Origin of the sequence: Tateyamaria sp. (assembly GCF_039945315.1) — a bacterium.
Lineage (GTDB): Bacteria > Pseudomonadota > Alphaproteobacteria > Rhodobacterales > Rhodobacteraceae > Tateyamaria.
The window spans coordinates 108,051-126,429 of sequence record NZ_JBDUXB010000055.1; the positions used below are offsets into that span (position 1 = coordinate 108,051).

At 57.3% G+C, this 18,379-nt stretch carries 13 protein-coding genes and 2 pseudogenes; 4 read left to right on the forward strand and 11 right to left on the reverse strand.

All coding sequences use genetic code 11. The features are described from left to right. Window positions 1-319: 319 nt before the first annotated feature. From ABJD00_RS18470 to ABJD00_RS18495, 6 genes are all read right to left on the reverse strand, one after another. Complete coding sequence (locus ABJD00_RS18470; protein ID WP_413831777.1) at window positions 320-1,954, reverse strand: ABC transporter ATP-binding protein; 1,635 nt, start codon at window positions 1,952-1,954, stop codon at window positions 320-322. Window positions 1,955-2,027: 73 nt separating this feature from the next. Beyond that, entirely contained in the window at window positions 2,028-2,846 is an 819-nt protein-coding gene (locus ABJD00_RS18475; protein WP_413831779.1) for an ABC transporter permease, read from the reverse strand. Between the two features lie 13 nt (window positions 2,847-2,859). Further along, on the reverse strand, window positions 2,860-3,816 hold the full coding sequence (locus tag ABJD00_RS18480) for an ABC transporter permease (RefSeq protein ID WP_413831781.1): 957 nt from the start codon (window positions 3,814-3,816) through the stop codon (window positions 2,860-2,862). Window positions 3,817-4,060: 244 nt separating this feature from the next. Then, the gene (locus ABJD00_RS18485) at window positions 4,061-5,656 is read right to left on the reverse strand and encodes an ABC transporter substrate-binding protein (RefSeq protein ID WP_413831783.1); all 1,596 of its coding nucleotides are present in this window, start codon (window positions 5,654-5,656) and stop codon (window positions 4,061-4,063) included. Window positions 5,657-5,797: 141 nt separating this feature from the next. Continuing rightward, entirely contained in the window at window positions 5,798-7,750 is a 1,953-nt protein-coding gene (locus tag ABJD00_RS18490; RefSeq protein WP_413831785.1) for a CocE/NonD family hydrolase, read from the reverse strand. A 43-nt stretch (window positions 7,751-7,793) separates the two neighbouring features. Beyond that, window positions 7,794-8,894 (reverse strand): glycerate kinase type-2 family protein, encoded by a 1,101-nt coding sequence (locus ABJD00_RS18495; RefSeq protein ID WP_413831787.1) that lies wholly within the window; start codon window positions 8,892-8,894, stop codon window positions 7,794-7,796. A gap of 340 nt (window positions 8,895-9,234) precedes the next feature. Between ABJD00_RS18495 and ABJD00_RS18500 the strand changes: the two are divergent. The 4 genes and pseudogenes from ABJD00_RS18500 to ABJD00_RS18515 all read left to right on the forward strand — a co-directional run. Continuing rightward, window positions 9,235-9,390 (forward strand): annotated as a pseudogene (locus ABJD00_RS18500) (BapA/Bap/LapF family prefix-like domain-containing protein); the annotation flags it as partial. A 147-nt stretch (window positions 9,391-9,537) separates the two neighbouring features. Further along, entirely contained in the window at window positions 9,538-12,279 is a 2,742-nt protein-coding gene (locus ABJD00_RS18505; protein ID WP_413832032.1) for a beta strand repeat-containing protein, read from the forward strand. 190 nt (window positions 12,280-12,469) lie between these two features. Next, window positions 12,470-12,775: pseudogene (locus ABJD00_RS18510) on the forward strand (transporter); the annotation flags it as partial. 578 nt (window positions 12,776-13,353) lie between these two features. After that, entirely contained in the window at window positions 13,354-14,739 is a 1,386-nt protein-coding gene (locus ABJD00_RS18515; protein WP_413849856.1) for a mechanosensitive ion channel family protein, read from the forward strand. An 84-nt stretch (window positions 14,740-14,823) separates the two neighbouring features. Here the strand turns inward: ABJD00_RS18515 and ABJD00_RS18520 are convergent, their stop codons facing one another. From ABJD00_RS18520 to ABJD00_RS18540, 5 genes are all read right to left on the reverse strand, one after another. After that, window positions 14,824-15,348: a J domain-containing protein gene (locus ABJD00_RS18520; RefSeq protein WP_413831791.1), complete on the reverse strand. Its 525-nt coding sequence runs from the start codon at window positions 15,346-15,348 to the stop codon at window positions 14,824-14,826. 189 nt (window positions 15,349-15,537) lie between these two features. After that, window positions 15,538-15,984: a D-aminoacyl-tRNA deacylase gene (gene dtd, locus ABJD00_RS18525; RefSeq protein ID WP_413831793.1), complete on the reverse strand. Its 447-nt coding sequence runs from the start codon at window positions 15,982-15,984 to the stop codon at window positions 15,538-15,540. After that, window positions 15,981-16,655 (reverse strand): nitroreductase, encoded by a 675-nt coding sequence (locus ABJD00_RS18530; protein ID WP_413831795.1) that lies wholly within the window; start codon window positions 16,653-16,655, stop codon window positions 15,981-15,983. Before ABJD00_RS18530 ends, dtd begins: the two co-directional genes overlap by 4 nt. Then, window positions 16,652-17,773 carry a TFIIB-type zinc finger domain-containing protein gene (locus ABJD00_RS18535; RefSeq protein ID WP_413831797.1) on the reverse strand — a complete coding sequence of 374 codons (1,122 nt, stop codon included), beginning with the start codon at window positions 17,771-17,773 and terminating at the stop codon, window positions 16,652-16,654. Before ABJD00_RS18535 ends, ABJD00_RS18530 begins: the two co-directional genes overlap by 4 nt. After that, on the reverse strand, window positions 17,770-18,189 hold the full coding sequence (locus ABJD00_RS18540; RefSeq protein ID WP_413831799.1) for a hypothetical protein: 420 nt from the start codon (window positions 18,187-18,189) through the stop codon (window positions 17,770-17,772). The genes ABJD00_RS18535 and ABJD00_RS18540 overlap by 4 nt, the downstream gene beginning before the upstream one ends. Between the last annotated feature and the right edge of the window lie 190 nt (window positions 18,190-18,379).

The window sequence follows — 18,379 nt, forward strand, 5'->3', positions numbered from 1 at the left end:
AATGACCCAGCGTGACCAAAGCAAATCACCAAAGGGGCGGACGCGTGTCGCGTTGCACCTTTGGTCACATTATTAATGTCTTGCCTCCCAACGTCCACCTAAGCTTGCGCAGCGGTTTACCGCCATGCGTGATCTTGGGCATACGATGGATTTTTGTCGTGGCACTCAAATTCTTTGGATGAAAACAGGGGGGCGACATCCGCCCCCCTGTTTCTAAGCATCCCGACTCGTCGACCGATCCGGAGACTGTCAAAAGACTAAGCCGCTTCTGTAACCTATTGATTTTTAGAAGGTGCTGGCGTGTCCCAGCATGGGACACTCAATTCCCTGCGCTTTCCATTTTCCGGTTGGCAATCACATCTTCAAGCCAGCCCAGCTTCATTTCCGGCACCGAACTGAGCAGCAGATCAGTGTAGTCATCAAAGGGCGGGGTGAGAACCTCGGACTTGGTCCCATATCGCTGAACGCGGCCTTGATACATAACTGCAATACTGTCTGCGATAGCCCGAACCGTCGCCAGATCGTGGGTGATGAAGAGGTAGGCCACATCCTCAATCTTCTGGAGCTCAAGCAACAGTTTCAGGATGCCGTCTGCGACCAGAGGATCAAGCGCAGATGTGACTTCATCGCAGATAATCAGCTTGGGCTTGGCCGCCAAGGCGCGAGCAATGCAGACACGCTGCTTTTGCCCCCCTGAAAGTTCGGCCGGATATCGATCCTGAAAACCCTTCCCAAGCTCGATCTCATCCAACAATTCCTGGATACGTTTCTGTTTCTCAGCCCCCTTGAGGCCAAAGTAGAATTCCAAGGGACGCCCGATGATTGTGCCTACCGTTTGGCGCGGGTTCATTGCCGTGTCCGCCATTTGGTAGATCATCTGAAGCTCGCGCAGATCTTCGATCGTGCGGCTTGGTTGATCGGGTGTCAGTTTGCGTCCCGCGAAAGTGATGGTCCCGTCACGCGGAGGCAGCAACCCGGTGATCACACGCGCAAGCGTCGACTTGCCTGATCCAGATTCCCCAACAACGGCAAGGGTCTGGCCCGGGCTGAGATCGACGTTGACATTGTGAAGCACGTCGAAATTTGTCCCCTTGTAACGGGCGGTGATATTCTCAACGCGCAGGACAGGCTCGGTTGGTTGCTTTTCCTCATGCTCGATCGAGCGGACTGAAACCAGTGCTTTGGTGTAGCCCTCTTTGGGATTGTTTATGATCTGATCGGTGGTGCCGTATTCGACCATGTTACCCATCCGCAGCACCATGATGTGGTCGCTGACTTGCGCCACAACGGCGAGGTCGTGGGTGATGTAGAGTGCGGCGACGCCGGTGTCTCGGATCGCGTCCTTGATCGCCTTCAAAACGTCGATCTGTGTGGTCACGTCAAGCGCGGTTGTGGGTTCATCAAACACCACAAGGTCGGGCTCAGGACACAGCGCCAGCGCCGTCATACAGCGCTGCAATTGGCCGCCGGAGACTTGGTGGGGATAGCGGTTCCCGATGTTGTCAGGATCGGGCAGGCCGAGTTTGGCGAACAGTTCGCGGGCCCTTTGTTCGGCATCTGATTTGCTAAATTTGCCATGAAGCACTGCCGCTTCGATCACCTGCTCCATGATCTGTTTGGCTGGATTGAAAGACGCGGCTGCCGATTGGCTGACATAAGTCACCTCGGCGCCCCTGAGGCGGCGCACATCGCGGGTCGAAGATTGTAGCACGTCGCGCCCGTTGACCGTGACCGAGCCACCGGTAAGTTCCACGCCGCCGCGCCCATAGGCCATGGCTGCAAGTCCGATCGTGGACTTGCCGGCTCCGGATTCTCCGATCAACCCAAGCACTTTGCCCGGCTCCACATCAAAATCGACACCGTGCACGATTTCAATGTCGTGGGGCTTTTCGCCCGGCGGATAGACAGTCGCCCCTATTTTGAGACCGCGGACTTCTAAGAGAGATTCTGTCATATCTGGTTACTTCCGGTGGCTCTGCCGCCGGACCCCCGTGGTGTTTTTGATCAGAAGAAACGAAGGGCGCGCATCAGCCGCGGCCCCCCTTCAATGACGTGGTGCGGTTCAGGATCCAGTCGGCGATCAGGTTCACACTAATGGCCAGTGTGGCAATGGCCACTGCTGGGTAGAGTGCGGCACCGATGCCGAAGTTGATCCCTTCCTTGTTCTCTTTCACGATGCCGCCCCAGTCAGCCAGCGGCGGTTGGACGCCGATCCCGAGGAACGAAAGCGTTGAGATGAAGAGCACCATGAAGATGAATCGCAGGCCCATCTCAGCTACGAGGGGCGAGAGTGCGTTGGGCAGGATCTCGCGGAAAATGATCCACGAGAGTTTTTCGCCACGCAGGCGCGCTGCTTCTACATAATCCATTACCGAGATGTCCACAGCTACGGCGCGGGACAATCGGTAGACCCGCGTGCTGTCCAGAAGCCCCATAATGACCACAAGCGTGACCACCGTGGCCTCAATCGAGCTGAGGATCACAAGCGCAAGGATGAGCGAGGGGATCGACATGAAAAGGTCAACGAGGCGGCTCATGATCTGGTCGATCCATCCTCCTGATACAGCCGCGATGAAGCCAAGAACCGAGCCTGTGACAAAGCTGAGGATCGTAGCCAGTGTGGCAATCAGGATGGTGGTTTGACCGCCGTAGATCATGCGGGTCAACAGGTCACGCCCGATCTGATCCGTGCCAAGCCAGTGTTCGGCAGAGGAGGGTTCCCACACATCGCCCACGGCTTCGGCCATGCCGTAAGGAGCGATGAGGTCAGCAAAGATCGCCGCCAGAAAATACGTCCCGGTGATGATGAGCCCGATGGCGGCGGAGAGGGGTATGTTTTTGAACATCGTTGCTCTCCGTTCACTTCGGGTGCCGCAGGCGTGGGTTGGCCAGAATGGACACCACGTCAGCGACAATGTTGAGGATGATATAGACGGCGGCAAAGATTACGCCGCAGGCTAGGACAACTGGCACATCGCGTTTCACCACGGCGTCCACGAGGTATTGGCCCATGCCCGGATAGGCGAACACCACTTCGACGACGACCACGCCAACCACAAGGTAGGCGAGGTTGATCATCACCACGTTCACGATGGGCGCGATGGCGTTGGGGAACGCGTGTTTCCGGATAACCGCAAAGGTGTTGAGCCCTTTGAGTTCAGCCGTTTCGATATAGGCCGATTGCATCACGTTGAGGATCGCGGCCCGTGTCATCCGCATCATGTGTGCCAGGACCACTAGCGTTAGCACTGCCACCGGCAGCGAGATCGCGTGCAGTTGTTCCAGCAGCGTCATGCTGTCGTTGATAGACGCAAAAGAGGGGGCCCAGAACAACTGGACCGCAAAGAAGAAGATCAGCAGGTAGGCGATCATGAACTCGGGCAGGGAGATCGAGGCGAGGGTAATCCCCGAGATGATCTTGTCCGGCCAGCGATTTTGATAGCGCACGGCGATCAGGCCCAAGACCAACGCCAGCGGCACTGAGATGATTGCGGCCCAGAAGGCCAGAAACAGCGTGTTGGACATGCGCGACGCGACTTGATCGCCGATCGGCAGTTTGTTCGTGAGGGCGACGCCCATGTCACCGGTCATGATCCCGCCCAGCCATTCGAAATAGCGGGTGAAGGCAGGGCGATCCAGTCCCATCTCGGCGCGCAGGTTGGCGAGGCTTTCCGGGGTGGCGGCCTGACCGAGGATCGCCTGTGCGGCGTCACCGGGCAAGACTTCGGTTAACCCGAAGATCAGGGCGGAGGCTGCAAGCAAGAGCAAAAGCCCTATGCCAAGCCTTTCCGCGACAAGTTTCAGAATGGGGTGCATATGCTCAAACCTGTGCTGCTTTGAATGCGAGGTGGACCCGGATGGTTGGTTCCACGGGGGAATGATCCAGATGGCCAAGCGCGTTTTGAAAGGCGCCGACTGGTTCTGCCCCAATCAAGGAGCAACCACGTGTGTTTTCTGCGGAGCGCAGAGTGGGTTGGTCTGTCAGGTCAGTGCTGGAAGTCATGGTGTATTTGAAAAGCAATCGGGCGGCACCGTGTGGAGCCGCCCGACAAATGTGCTTTTATGCCTTCCAGGTCTTTTTGAAGGCATACCAGTTCATCTGTGGCCCGTTGGGATCGCTCTCCCAACCTTTGACGCTTGTCGATACCGCGTCCACGAAGTCGTTGAACATTGGCACCATCAAGCCACCCTCTTCGTTGAGCATACGGCCCATCTTGGAGTAGATTTCCTTGCGCTTGGCTTCGTCCAATTCGGCGCGTGCTGCAAGCAACATCTCGTCGAATTCTGGGCGCTTCCAACGGGTGTCGTTCCAGTCTGCGCTGGACAGATATGCAGTTGTGTACATCTGATCCTGCACCGGGCGACCGCCCCAATAGGAACAGCAGAATGGCTGCACGTTCCAGACTTCAGACCAGTAACCATCGTTGGGCTCACGCTTGATTTCCAGCGGGATACCGGCGGCTTGTGCCGATTGCTGGAACAGAGCGGCCGCATCGACCGCACCAGGGAACGCGCCATCTGCTGTACGTAGGATGATGGGCGAGCCATCATGGCCGGACTTCTTGTAGTGCGCGGCTGCTTTTTCCAGATCAAACGCACGCTGTGGGATGGTTTCATCAAACAGCGGATAGGCCGCGTTGATCGGAATGTCGTTCCCGATTGCACCATACCCTTGCAGGATCTTTTCGACCATTTCTTCACGGTTCAGAGCGTATTTCAATGCAAGCCGCAGGTCGTTGTTGTCAAACGGCGCTGTGTCGATATGCGCGATGAACACATAGTGACCGCGGCCCGGAGTGGACAGAACGTCGATGGTTGGAGCGCGGTCCAGAAGAGCGGCGATCTTAGGCTCGACCCGGTTAATCGTGTCGACTTGGCCCGATTGCAAGGCAGCAGTACGCGCTGTTGCATCGTTCAGAACGATGACTTCGACTTCGTCATAGTGGGCCGTGACACTCTGATCTCCACCCCAGTAGTTGGGGTTGCGTGTGGCAACCATGCGTACGCCAGGCTCGTCGCTTTGCAGGATGTACGCGCCGGTACCGATGGCAGCCGTTGGGTCGTCAAATCCGCCATTTGGCTGGATCATCAGGTGGTAGTCGGCCATCAGGTAGGGCAGGTCAGCGTTGCCAACTGCAAGGGTGACCTCGAACACGTCACCATCGGTGCGCATGCTTTCGATGCCCTGCACGATGCCCAAAGCACCGGACTTGGAATCCTCATTGGAGTGGCGCGCCATGGTCTGCATGACATCTTCGGATGTTACAGCCTGACCGTTGGAGAATGTGATGCCCTGACGGACCTTGAAGCGCCATGTTTTGGCGTCAGCTGAGCCTTCCCAGCTTTCAGCGACCAGACCGCTAAGCGACCCGTCGGCTTCGACTTCGACAAGGCCTTCGCCCCAAAGTTGACCACCGGCGATCGGCACGTCCGAGGCCCAGCTTGCGGGGTCTTGGCTGTTGGTAGATTCACCGCCCTGCACACCCATCTTGAAGGTGCCGCCAGCGACGGGCGTGTCAGCGCGTGCCGCATCGGCAAGCAGGGTCGAAGCCACTGCGGCGCTCACACCCAGAGCCGCTGCACGGCTCATAAATTCACGACGCGTCATTGCACCTGCTGTCACGCGTGCGGACAGCTTCTCTAGTTCTTTTGACATTTAAGTCTCCCGGTTGGATTATCTCCGCGTCTTTTGCGCGGTAGTTGGCTTTGTGTCTCAAAGGTTAAGCATTTGCTGCCGCCTCGCAAGGGTTAATGCCATTTTCTGACGTGCCACAACCTTTGCGTGAGTGGTGGGGTTTTATAACAGGTCGCGCCTGATTTTGTCGCTCACGGTTCGGTGATAAATGGGGGAGTCATTTTCGAAGGCCTCAAGGGTCGCGTTGAGGTGAAAATAGGTCGCATCAGACCACATTTCGCAGGATGTTTCGGTGCGAAGGGCGATACCGTCGCGTTCCAATTCGTCCGTCCAGTGACATTTGCCGCGCGCCGAAAGAGGATCGTCAGGGTGGATGTCCCACTGCTCGCGCGCGATTGATCCTGCGATCAGGCCGTGGTCGCAATCTCGGACTTTGCCGAAATCATCCTCGATCACGAGGCTGGTGACGCCAGTGACCATGTCGGTTTCCTGTCTGCGGACGTGGTTTTCGGCCCGCAGTTCTTCGGTGTCCCATGGGGGGGCGGCATCCGGCGGCGGAAAGGTCCAATCGCCTGCTGTGCTCAACCCTTGAACCTCCAATGCCCCGCCATGCAGTTGAAGAGTTGCGCGTGCCGGGCTTGGCCAGATGAGGGGCCAATAGGCTGTGGAAATTGCAACACGCAGACAGTGGCCTGCGGGCACTGTGTACGCAATGTGGTCCAGAGCGATTTCAATCTCTTCGCTCTGTCCCGGCACCAATGGACGTCCAAGGTAACGTGCGAGGTTAAGCACGCCGTAGGTGATCCGCGTTGCAGCACCATCCGGGTGCACATGGACAAGTCGAACCGCCAACTGCGCCACAGGTTGGTCAGAAGAAAGAGTAAGGCGCACAAGTGGTGCGCCCGTGACGGAAAGGTCAGCTTTCAATGGTCCTGTGTCAAAGGACAGACCTCGCGCATCATCGCGCCTCTGATCGCCTGGCATTTCAGGGCCCAACCAGATTGCACAGTACTCGCCCGCATCACTCCCGGTGTCTTGTGGAGAGGCGACAGTCTGTTTGAGCGGTCCGGGCGCGTCGCTAAGACCGCCGTCGGTCAGGTGCCATTTTCGAACCTCACTTTGCGCATCCGCCAGCCATCGACCGGAACGCTCTGTGTACCATGTGGCGGGGCGCACGCCGTCCATCAAATAGGTGCGCAGGTCGGGATCATTTTCGACGCCTGTGTCGATGTCCTTGAGCCACTTGTCCCACCATCTGAGCGCCTCTTGCAGAAAGCCGATGCGCGGTTCAGGTACAGCAAAATGTGGGTACTTGTGCACCCAAGGCCCGATGACCCCCTTGGCTCCGGGCAGGGCGGCCACCAGTTGTGGCACCGCGTTTTTATAGGCATCGCCCCAACCGCCGACGGCAAGGACTTTCGCCTTCATAGCGTCGTAGGACTCGATGACCGAACCGTGTTTCCAGTACGCATCGCGGCTTTGATGGCGCAGCCAGACGGACGGCAGGAACGGTTCATTCTCCAACCGCTCCAACCACATCTCGCGCCAATCCGGGCGCAAGGCAGGGTCCGGTGCACGCGAGGAATAGCTCCACATCGTTGCGCCCCAGCCAAGATTTTCGTTAAGCAGGCAGCCGCCTTTATAATGAATGTCATCGTTGAAACGATCCACGGTCGAACAAAGCGTGATGACAGCTTTCAGCGCCTCGGGGGCCATCGCTGCCACTTGGAGGGAATTGAACCCGCCCCAACTGATGCCCATCATTCCAACGCGGCCATTGCACCATGGTTGCGCGGCAACCCATTCGATCACCGCGACAGCATCATCCAATTCCCGTTGGGTATATTCATCTTCCATCAGCCCGTGGCTGTCGCCATTGCCGCGCATGTCCACCCGCAGACAAGCATAACCGCGGGCAGCGAAATAAGGATGGGTCAACGCATCGCGCGCGCAGGTGCCGTCACGTTTGCGGTAGGGCAGGTGTTCAAGGATCACCGGCACCGGATCGTCCATCGCATCAACAGGTCGCCACATGCGCACTGACAGGCGGATGCCGTCGGGCATCGTGATGCCAAAGTCGGGGTGCTCTTCAATCTCGCGCAGAGTGTTTTTCATGCGCGCACGGTTTCGTCGCTATGAAGCGCTGTCAAGCCGCTGTTTAGTCTTTGATGGCAACCAGCAGGTCGGCGACGTTGGTGCCTGTAGGGCCACTCTTGACCAGAGCCCCTCGCGCCTCGAGCCACGAATAGGCATCGGCACGGGCCAAAGCGTCCGCACCGCTCTCCTCCCATGTCTGATCGTCAACCAGTGCGCCTGCGGCATCCGTTGGCCCGTCCGTTCCGTCCGTGCCAGCCACCAAAATGCGCAACCCTTCCGTGCCTGCAATCTCTCGTGCCAGATGCAAGGCAAGCGCCATGTTGCGTCCGCCCTTGCCGGGGTTGGGGGGCAGGATCACCACCGGCTCGCCGCCGATGATCACAACGCCAGACGGCGCCGCATGTATCTGGGCACTCAACTTTGGAACCAGATCCGCGACGTCGCCATACAGCGTTTCGGCATTTGCGGTTATGGGCAAGGCACTGGCTGCGGCGACCGCATCGCGGGCGATGGTGTTGCTGGCGACAATGTGGGGGTGAAAGGCAAAGGGAGGGTCGGACGGGGCGTCTGCGATGCCGGACCCGATCGTTGCCAGCGCGTCGCCCTCAACATCGGATAAGGCCAGTGTAGTCACGCGCGCGCCCCCAAATCCTGCCAGCAGTTTGCCGCCCTTGATTTGAGATCGCGCGGTGCGGTGGGCGTTCATCTCTGCAATGGTCGCGCCGGATGCAAGCAAAGCGTTGGTGCTGTCCATAAGGTCGGTCAGGCTCAGCCCTTCGCTGGGCACTTCGGCCAACGCAGACGCCCCGCCCGATACCAGCATCAACAAATGCGTGTCGGGGTCACAATCGGAAACGGCTTCCTGCAAGGCACGCCCGGCTGTGATCGAAGCGGCATCCGGGACCGGGTGCGCTGCCTCCAACACGGTTGCTCTGGTCGGGGCATCTGCGGCATGGTCGTATTTGGTCACGATAAGACAGGGGGCATCCGGCCACTTTTCGCACGCAGGTTTTGCCATCGCGACTGCCGCCTTGCCAACAGCAATGATACGGTCGGGTCTTGGCACAAGCCCGTCTTCAATCGCACGTGCGACAGCCACGTCGCCTCGCACGGCCTGAACGCCAGCTTTCCACAAGGACAGGATGTTATCGGTCAATTCCATGCGCTTTTCCCTGTGCTGCGCGGCGCAGAAGAGTCCTGCGCCCTACAATATTTACTCTTGCACGCCCCAAATTGTGTTTGGACGACAAAAAGACTCTATCCCTTGATTCGGGATTCCGTTATGGTTCTGCCCACAACAGGTTGACAGCACCGCAAATAAAGCGGGCGGCGGTGTAAAACAATGGACCGCAAAAAGCGGCCAGCGGCGAGAGTAGTATTGGTGTGAAAGCGATTGATTTTGTCGTCCGTGATGGCGCGGGCTCTTTGCAGCGTGGCACTGTCCCCGTGGATCAGGACGCGAGCGTTGTCCTGTCCAGTGGGCAGAGGAAGTTTCCCTCAACCTAAGGCAAATTGACTTCGCCAGTCAGCAGCGCAGTGGCGAGGATCTGATCCTAACCCTTGTCGACGGGCGTACGATCACGCTTGAGAACTATTTCAATGATGCCGGTCCGGCCAACAGGTTGTTCATCTCGGCCGATGGGTACCTGAACGAAGTTGTCTTTGTCGAATCCGCGAATGGCGCGCTTTATGCGCAATACGGACCGACAGAACAGTGGGGCAAATGGAGCCCGTCTGACGACCTTATCTACCTTGGCCGAACCGAAGTGGCAGGTGCTGCCGCAGCGGATGAAGAAGGCGTTTCGATGTTGGGTGCCGCCCTGTTGGGTGGGATTGGTGGTCTTGGCGGCGGCGCGGCGCTGCTTTCCGGCAGTGGCGGTGGCGGTGGTGGTGGCAGCGGAGGCGGTGCAGCCAGCCAGCCTGCCAATCCAACAGTCGATGAGGCGGGCACATCTACCGAACTTGGTGGAGACGATATAACGGCGCATATTTTTGTTGTTTCTGGTTCGGGCGAGCCCGGCGACACCGTCGAAGTGGATGCTGGCGGATCAATTCAGACGACAACGATCGCAGATGATGGCACGTGGTCCGTAACCTATGAAGGGAGCACATTCCCTATTGATGGCACAGCGGTCACATCCGTGCTGTTCACACACGCAAGTGGCGGCGAGACCACATTGGAAGGCCCAGTTTTTGTCATCGACACAACTGGACCGGATGTTGCCTTTGGAACGGGTGTGGAAAGCACAGGTCACATTGTAAACGCCACTGAGTTGGCGAGTGGCGTTACGTTGACCGGCACCGGCGAGGCGGGTGCCGCACTTGAGATTACGATTGCGGGTGTGACACGGACAGCCACGGTTTCGGACGCAGGAACGTGGACAGCCACATGGCAGGCTGGTACGTTGGCCGAGGGCGAATACGCGTCCGACGTGACGATTGTCGCTGCGGACTCCTTTGGCAACACAACCACGGTCTCCGATATGCTTGTCGTCGATACTGTCGCCGAGTTGAACATGACCACAACCACCGTCGAAGGTGACGGCACGATCAACGCGGCTGAGGTAGCGGATGGCGTCGCTGTAACCGGTACGGCGCAGCCTGAATCAACTGTTGAGGTGACCTTCAATGGCGTGACGCAGGATGCGACGGTGGATGGTTCGGGCAACTGGACCACGACATATGATCCTTCCGACATCTCCTCAGGTGAAACGCAGGTGGATGTGTCCGCCACGGCGACCGATGCGGCAGGGAACACCTCGACCGCGAGCGGCACAGTCAATGTGGACACGCTGGTCAACACGCTTGAATTCACTTCGACCTCAGGTGGGGAAGACGGAGTGATCAATGCGGCTGAAGCGGCCTCTGGTCTTATCGTCACCGGCATCACTGAGCCGGGATCGACTGTTCTTGTGACGATGGGAGCAACCTCAACATCTGCTGTCGTAGCAACTGATGGCACTTGGACTGCAAATTTCTCCAGCGACTCCATTGCCCAAGGCACCTATTCCACCCAAGTCATCGCGACCGCGACCGCGACCGATGCTGCAGGAAACACGCGCAGCATCAATCAGGCTTTCGACATCGACACCGAGGCAAGCGTGCTGACCATTCACAGCCCGATTGAGGGCGACGACATCATTAACGGGATTGAAGCCAACGACGGCGTCATCCTGTCAGGCAACGCTGATCCCGGCACCGTGGTCAGCGTGACCATGAACGGTGTCACCCATCAGGCTGTGGCGAACGCAGCCGGGGTCTGGCAGGCGGATTATTCAGCGGCTGAAATCCCACAAGGCACCTATCAGGCGCAAATCACCGCGACCACTACGGACGCCGCGGGCAATACTGCAACGGTCAGCGATACGGTGCAGGTAGACACTCAGTTGGATAACCTGTCCCTCGCCGCAGATGTGATTGAGGGTGACAATGTCATCTCAGAGTCCGAGCGGGCCGACGGTGTCGTTTTGACCGGAACAACAGAACCCGGATCAACCGTATTCGTGACCATGGGCGCACACACGGTGCAGGCTGCCGTGGACACGCAAGGCAACTGGCAGGCGCCGTTCACGCCCGCACAAATCCCATTGGGTGAATACGTCACAGATGTGAGCGTGACCGCAACCGATCTGGCAGGCAACATCGCCTCAGTCAGTGACACGGTGCGGGTCGATACGTTGGTGAACCAGTTGGACATTCAGGACTCGGTGACATCTGACGATGTGATTTATGGGGCGGAAGCACGCAGTGGCATTGACCTCGGCGGGCAGGTCGAAGCGGGATCAACCGTGATGGTGGATTTCAACGGCAGTGTACTGGCAGCAGTCGTGGATGCGGATGGGACGTGGTCCCTGACAATACCACCATCGGCCATTCCCAGCGGCACGTATGATGCGGACATCACGGTGATGGCCACTGATTCGGTGGGCAATACCGATGCGATTAGCTATACGCTGGCCATCGACACCGAAGCGCCCAATGGCCCGGTCATCGCAAGTTATACACGGGACGGCGACGGCATTCGCGGCATCTCAACCGAGCAAAGTGATGGCGATCTGAGCGTTGCTCAAGTCAACGCAAACGGCGTAGTCGACGACGTGACGGCCACCCAGGTTGAGATTGACGTGCTGGGCGAGACGAACTTCCAGTTCGCTTCCAACGTACCTGATGGCTCGCACCTGATCGTCAATTCGACCGACACCGCTGGAAACACCAGCGGCACCTATGTGGTGCTGGACGACGAAAGCGCGAACACAGCCGTGGATCTTTCGAACCCGTCCTTGGGCGGTTACCAGGTCGAGGCGGTGGAGTTGCAATTCGCTGAAGAGGCGAACCTGACCATAACAGAGGCGCAGTTGCTGGGTCTGTCGGATGCCACGAACACGCTGACAGTCCACGGAGGCGCGGATGATACCGTGACCATCGCAGGCGCCACGCGCACCGGATCGACCAGTATCGATAGCCAGACATACGATGTTTATTCCCTTGGCACCGAAGGCACCCTTATTATGGACGAGGACATCTCGGTCAACACTGCCGTTGGCTAACAGTCAGAACAAAAACGAAATTATCACTGGGCAAGACAACAAAAACAATATCGAGCACTCCAGAAAGACATGAGGCGCGGACCGGATCATTCGCAACCGCGCCCACCTCAACAACAATAAACCCGAAACGGGACAGGACGATGAGGCAAGGTGGTATCAAGGTGGCGGCGGTTTGCGTCGCGGCATCCCTGTACGCCCCGGTCAGGAGGCGACGATCGAGCTGAGCGCTTATGATTACACGATCTATGGTTCGCTCAAAGGGCGGGTGCGTCTTATCTCGGCGGATACGTTCAAGGACGAACGCAAGGCTGATGGCAACCCGCATTACAAGGTGACGCTTGGGGTGGATACGTCTGATCTGAGCGTCCGGCAAAGAAGCATCGCGATCTGGCCGGGGATGCAGGCAGAGGTGGAGCTGCACACGGGTTCGAAGACCGTGCTTCAGTACCTTTTGAAGCCACTTTATAAGTCGCGTGAAGCGTTTCGAGAGCCCTAAGGTTTTGGGTAGTTTGAGGCGCACCCTGTGCAGGGGCACAGGTTTACTCACAGAATTTCTATCAGGCGCTAGGGCGAATTGACTGCTTGCCCGAAAATAACGGTGCATCTCACGGAAATTTATGCGCCGACCACCACAACGCCAATAACGATCCCATGCCTGAAGTTGCCGGTCCTTCTGAAAGTGTGCCCGGCGAAACCACTCTGGGTTCAACGAACATCTCGCCGCCGCGCTATCGAGCATACTTTCCCGGTTGAACCTCGTGTGCAAGGGTCGTCCACGCAGAAAGAATCTAAGGGAGTGCGGCTATGAACGGAATTGGTCATTGGATAAGAAGCAATGGGATTGCGGCCTTGTCCTGTGTGGTGTTCTGCATTTTGTCTTCGTTGTCATCCGCTCAGGAGGCGTCGGACAAAGCCAGTATGGATTTGGCAACTTCCGTGCTTGATGACGGAATTCTTGCGGCACCGGTCACATTCGAAAACGAAAAGCTCTTTCTGGTCAGAGGCACATCCGTTCTGCCTGCAACTGAGCGTGCAAACAGGATCGAGGAACGGATACGGCTGGCCGCCCGGTCAGTGAGCAAGGAAAAAATACAGCCGTCCATTGAAGATGTTCAGTTTGGTCGACAGATTTCTATCGGCGGCAATATGATAACGATCACAACGCTCGCGGATGCGAAACTCGAACAGATCGATATTGACGTACTTGCGGGGCTTCAGGCCGAAGCAATCGTCGATGCGATACTTGCATATCGTTCAGAACGGTCAACGGATGCCCGGGTCGAAAGTGCCGTGTCTGCACTGGGTTGGAGCATCGGTTTCGTCATACTGTCAGTTCTGTTCTTTCGATCGAAGGATAAAGCGGGCGAAATGGTTGCGAAATTGGTCCGTCGGAGATTTCAGGGGCTGGAGCAAGCAACAGGCGCCGTTGTCCGAGGTAAAGCACTGGCCAATTTGGCGAAGTTCGGTGTCAAAGTCTTGCTATGGGTCTTTTATCTCGTCGTTCTTTACTATTACCTGACCTTCGTACTGCTTGCGTTTGCGGAAACCCGTCCATTTGCAGAAGCGCTTTTGACGTATGTGTCTGCACCGCTTTTGGGGATATTTCAGGGTTTCGTAGATCAGCTTCCTAATCTGATTACTCTGACGATAATCGCCATTGTGACGCGATATGCGCTGAATGCGTTAAAACTGTTCTTCGACAATTTGGAAGCCGGCACTTTCACGTTGAAAGACTTTGAGCCACATTGGATTGGGCCGACGTTCTACCTGGCCCGTGTCATGGTCATCCTCATCGCTCTGGTGTTTTCGTATCCGTTCATCCCTGGCTCAGATTCCGTCGTGTTCCAAGGTTTGACGATACTCGCCGGGATTATGGTGTCTCTCGGCTCCAACACAGTTGTCAGCAATATGATGGCAGGCCTCTTCGTTATCTATCGGCGCAGCACCAATGTGGGAGACAGGATCGAAGTAGGGGATCGAGTTGGCGACGTTGTGGATATCAAGCTGATGGAAACCCTCATTAAATCAACGAAGAATGAGATGATCAGCATTCCGAATTCGCAACTGCTGAATTCCGAAGTCGTGAACTTTACGCGCAAAATCGATGGCAGTGGTCTGTTATTATACACCACCGTCGGAATTGGCTATGAAGAGCCCAAGGAAAAGGTCAAAGCCATGCTAATCGAGGCGTCGCGACGCACAGAAGGGCTTAAGAAAAACCCACATCCATTTGTTTTGTGCACTGGACTGGCAGACTACGCTGTCAATTATCAGATCAATGCATACAGCAGTCGAGGGGCGAGCAGACCCAAGATTTTGTCGGATTTACACGAGAATATTCTGGATGTTTTCAATGAAAACGGTGTGCAGATCATGACGCCATCTTACGAAGCCGATCCGACTGAGCCGAAGATACCAACGGAGGACTGGACTGGTGAACTGCACAGTGTGCGGTCGTAAGTCCGTTTCGTTCCGCCAAACAGCGTTTCAGGAAGCTTGAGGGTGAGAGCTTCCTGTGCTGGGACATGTTTGATTACATGCCGCCTAGAGCGAAAGCGAGAACTGGTTTTTGGGCTGCGTTGCAAGGTGGCTCAAAGCGGCAAGGAAACTGTCTTTTGCCCGTGTGTTAGGCCACACCGACTCACTGGCGGATTCTGCGGCAGCCCTTTTTAAAGCCTCTTGGCGATTCAGCTCGGCGGCGCGTTTTCGTGCTGCCGCTTCTTCTAAGCGCTGTTGTTTGAGTGCTTCAGTTTTCTGGTCAGCCTGTTTTTTGCGTTGGGCGGAAGCGCGTTCGGCGGTGGCTTTGTGTTTCGCTGCCGCCTTGCGTGACTGGGCAGCTTGATAAGAGGCGTAACCTACGCCTTCTTCTGTCCAGTCAGAGACCAGATCGAAGGCGGCGTTCAACTCTGCCAGCCGCCGGTTTCCTTCCGCCTTGTCGTTCTTGAATTGGTCAGGGTGATAATGGCGAACGATCTTTTTCCATGCCGATCGAATAGCATTCAGATCCGCATCAGGAGAAACTCCAAGGCAATGAAAAGCATGCCGCATTTCGGATGTAAGCTTGGCCACAGGATCACCTTTTTCACTGCATGATCCGCGTGTGGCCCCCGCGCACTCGGATTAAACCGACTAAAATGAGTGATAAATTCTGATCTAATGCAGCGATAGGGTGTTTCTGAACACATGGTTAATACCAGAAAGTGTACGCACGCGGGCTTTCAACCATGTGGCACGAAACCTGCGCATGTGAACGTGTGATCAGGCGGCGTTTGTATCCAGCCAGATCGTAACGGGTCCATCATTGATCAAGGATACGGCCATATCAGCGCCAAATGTGCCTGTTTCTGTTTCAATTCCGAGATCGCGCAAGGACTGCGCGAAGTGAAGGTAAAGCGCCTCGGCCTCTGCAGGACCTGCAGCTCCGGAAAAACCGGGTCGGTTGCCGCGTGAGGTGTCCGCTGCCAGCGTGAACTGACTGACTACGAGGGCGCTACCGCCGGTTTGAAGGATAGACAGGTTCATCTTGCCTGCCTCGTCCTTGAACAGGCGCAGCTTGGAGATTTTCAAGGCAAGAGACTCGGCGGTGCCGGTGTCGTCGCCGGGCATGGCGCAAACGAAGATCAGGAGGCCAGCGCTACTCTGGCCGACGGTTTGCCCCGCGACATCGACGCGCGCTTCGCTTACCCGCTGCAGTAATGCTCTCATGTGTTGCGCCAATCGATGATTTCATCAAGCTCGGCCCGTTCGGTGCGGAAGCCGTTGGCGGGATGGTCTGGGTCTGCATAGCCAAATGAGATGGCGCAGAGGATCATCTCATCCTCGGGGACGTTGAAGTGCCCGCGCACAAAAGGGGCCTGTGCGGCGATGGCTGCTTGGGGGATGGTGGCAACCCCCAGCGATTGTGCCGCAAGGCAGAAGGCGGTGACAAAGCCGCCGGTGTCCATTGCCCCGTAAGGGCCAAGGGCACGCGGCGCCGTCACTATGGCCACGTGGGGTGCGCCGAACAGTTTGTAGTTCTCCATCATTTGAGCGCCTGATGCCGTCCGGTCGCCTTTTTCTATCCCCACAGCCTCATAAAGCTGGAACCCGCAAGCCCGTCGCCTGTCCCCATAGATGCCGGGGTAGCCTTCAGGCCATGGAAGGTCGGGCGATGGAGGCGTTTTGCCGGCGGCTTCAAAAAGCGCCGTGCGGAAAGTGTCTGTTGCGGCCCCTTGCGTAATGATCAACTGCCACGGCTGAGCGTTGCACCAACTAGGGACGTGACGTGCCGCGGCAACGATTTTGGCGATGTCGTCCTGAGGTACGGGGGTCGACAGGAACGCCCTGCAAGAAAAGCGGGCTTGCAACAGATCCAGCAAGGTGTCGTAGTCGCTCATTGTTGCATCGCCATGGAAAAGCCGATGGCTCCGGCGATTAGCGCTCCGACGAGAACAGCAAGTAGGATTTTACCAGTCGAGTAGGGCCGTTCGCCCTGTACCCGGCCTGTGCGCCCATTCACGACAAACCGATAGGTTTCACCCCGGTATTTGTAAGCGGCAAGCCAAACGGGAAGCAGGATATGTTTGAACGTGACCTCCCCAAGTTTCGTGTCCACGGAATGGATGCGCTGCCGATCCCCGCCGATGTCAAAGCGGATGTCGCGGGCGATGATATTGTCCATTCGCACGCGGGCCTCGGAAAATCCCTGATCCAGTTCTACTGAATAGCCTTCCGCCCGGAAACCCGCGAGGAATTCGGGGGCGTAGGGTTGCAACGCGCTAAGGTCCCATGGCTCCAGCGCGTCCGTGAAATGCTTGGGTAGGGACGTCGACGCCAGGACAAGCACGTCGTCAAAGAACCGCGCGACTTTGCCTCTTGTGCGCTGCCAGCGGACTTTGGCCACGCGCACCTGACTGCGTTTGCCGTCCCGCACGACTGTCTGGGTTTCATAGTAGACGGTGCCGCGCTCGCCAGCATAGGCGCTGCGTGTGTCTGCATCAAACGTCCAGTAGGGAACGTAAATGCCCTGCATCGTCCGACCCTTGCGCGCGTAGTCCTTTAGCCCATTTGGCGCAAACCAAAGGCGCCCGAGCCAGTCGGTCATCGCCTTGCGGGCCTGCACCTCGCTCATGGCGAAAGGCAGGACGCCGCGTGGTTTGATGTGGCGGTGCGCGCCTGTGTCGGTGACCACGGGTGTGGCACAGAACGGACATTCGGCTGCGTGGATGTTGGCATCAAATTCAACTTGCGCTGCGCAATTGGGACATTTGGAAACGCGAGTTTCTTCGATTTCTGTGCTGGGCAGGTTCGCGTTTAGTGCTGCGCGGTAGTCAAGTTCGTGGATTGCAGTTGGAGCGGCATCGCGCGTCCCTTCGATGGTGCTGGTGTTGCCGCAGTGGTCGCAGATCAACGTGCCTGCTGCTGGATCAAAGCGGAAATCGGCCCCGCAATTGTCGCAGGGAAAGCGGTGATCCGCCGGCGGGGAACCGGTTGAAAGGTCGGGCAGGTCAGTCATAGCATACCTTGCATCATCGTTGGCGTGATCCGGCGCAGCTCACCGTCGCCAAGGGCAGTGTGTCGCCATAAATGGAAAATTGCGTGAAGTGACGAGGCGGAGAGCAAATAGAAGTAGAGTTCCGATAGACTGGGCCCGCCCCAGTCACCGCCTAGCAGGACCCACATTGTGATCGCGGCGACCCCGCCAGTACCCACATACATCGCCCGACTTAGCCAAGGGTGGGTTGCGCGTAACGTGCCTTGAAGCTTGGGGCCGGGGCCGTTCATCAACCCGCGCAAGGTTGCAACCGCGCAGATGGCAAGCCCGCTAATCGCGAATATCCATGCCAGAAACGGAATCGGCCCGCCTGCCACCAACAAAATGACCAGCCCGAAGTTTAGCCAGTGGAGCGTCATTGTGGCATTGCGGCGCATGGGTTTGCGTCCTTTGCGAAGTGGCTGTTTCGGGCGCGTCGAGTCTGTTTCTTCAGGTGTAGCCGGGTCAGACATCCATGGCCATAATGAATGGCCATCGCTTTGACCTGCGAACAGCCAAAAAGTGCTTGAGCAGGCGTTGTGGCTGCATGGCCCGGTGAAGTCACTTGACGACCGTTTGCAGGGTATA

Coding starts and splice junctions, on each gene's coding strand:
- ABJD00_RS18470 (WP_413831777.1), bottom strand. CDS start 1,954: ATGACAGAATCTCTCTTAGAAGTCCGCGGTCTCAAAATAGGGGCGACT.
- ABJD00_RS18475 (WP_413831779.1), bottom strand. CDS start 2,846: ATGTTCAAAAACATACCCCTCTCCGCCGCCATCGGGCTCATCATCACC.
- ABJD00_RS18480 (WP_413831781.1), bottom strand. CDS start 3,816: ATGCACCCCATTCTGAAACTTGTCGCGGAAAGGCTTGGCATAGGGCTT.
- ABJD00_RS18485 (WP_413831783.1), bottom strand. CDS start 5,656: ATGTCAAAAGAACTAGAGAAGCTGTCCGCACGCGTGACAGCAGGTGCA.
- ABJD00_RS18490 (WP_413831785.1), bottom strand. CDS start 7,750: ATGAAAAACACTCTGCGCGAGATTGAAGAGCACCCCGACTTTGGCATC.
- ABJD00_RS18495 (WP_413831787.1), bottom strand. CDS start 8,894: ATGGAATTGACCGATAACATCCTGTCCTTGTGGAAAGCTGGCGTTCAG.
- ABJD00_RS18505 (WP_413832032.1), top strand. CDS start 9,538: ATGTTGGGTGCCGCCCTGTTGGGTGGGATTGGTGGTCTTGGCGGCGGC.
- dtd (WP_413831793.1), bottom strand. CDS start 15,984: ATGAGAGCATTACTGCAGCGGGTAAGCGAAGCGCGCGTCGATGTCGCG.
- ABJD00_RS18530 (WP_413831795.1), bottom strand. CDS start 16,655: ATGAGCGACTACGACACCTTGCTGGATCTGTTGCAAGCCCGCTTTTCT.
- ABJD00_RS18535 (WP_413831797.1), bottom strand. CDS start 17,773: ATGACTGACCTGCCCGACCTTTCAACCGGTTCCCCGCCGGCGGATCAC.
- ABJD00_RS18540 (WP_413831799.1), bottom strand. CDS start 18,189: ATGCGCCGCAATGCCACAATGACGCTCCACTGGCTAAACTTCGGGCTG.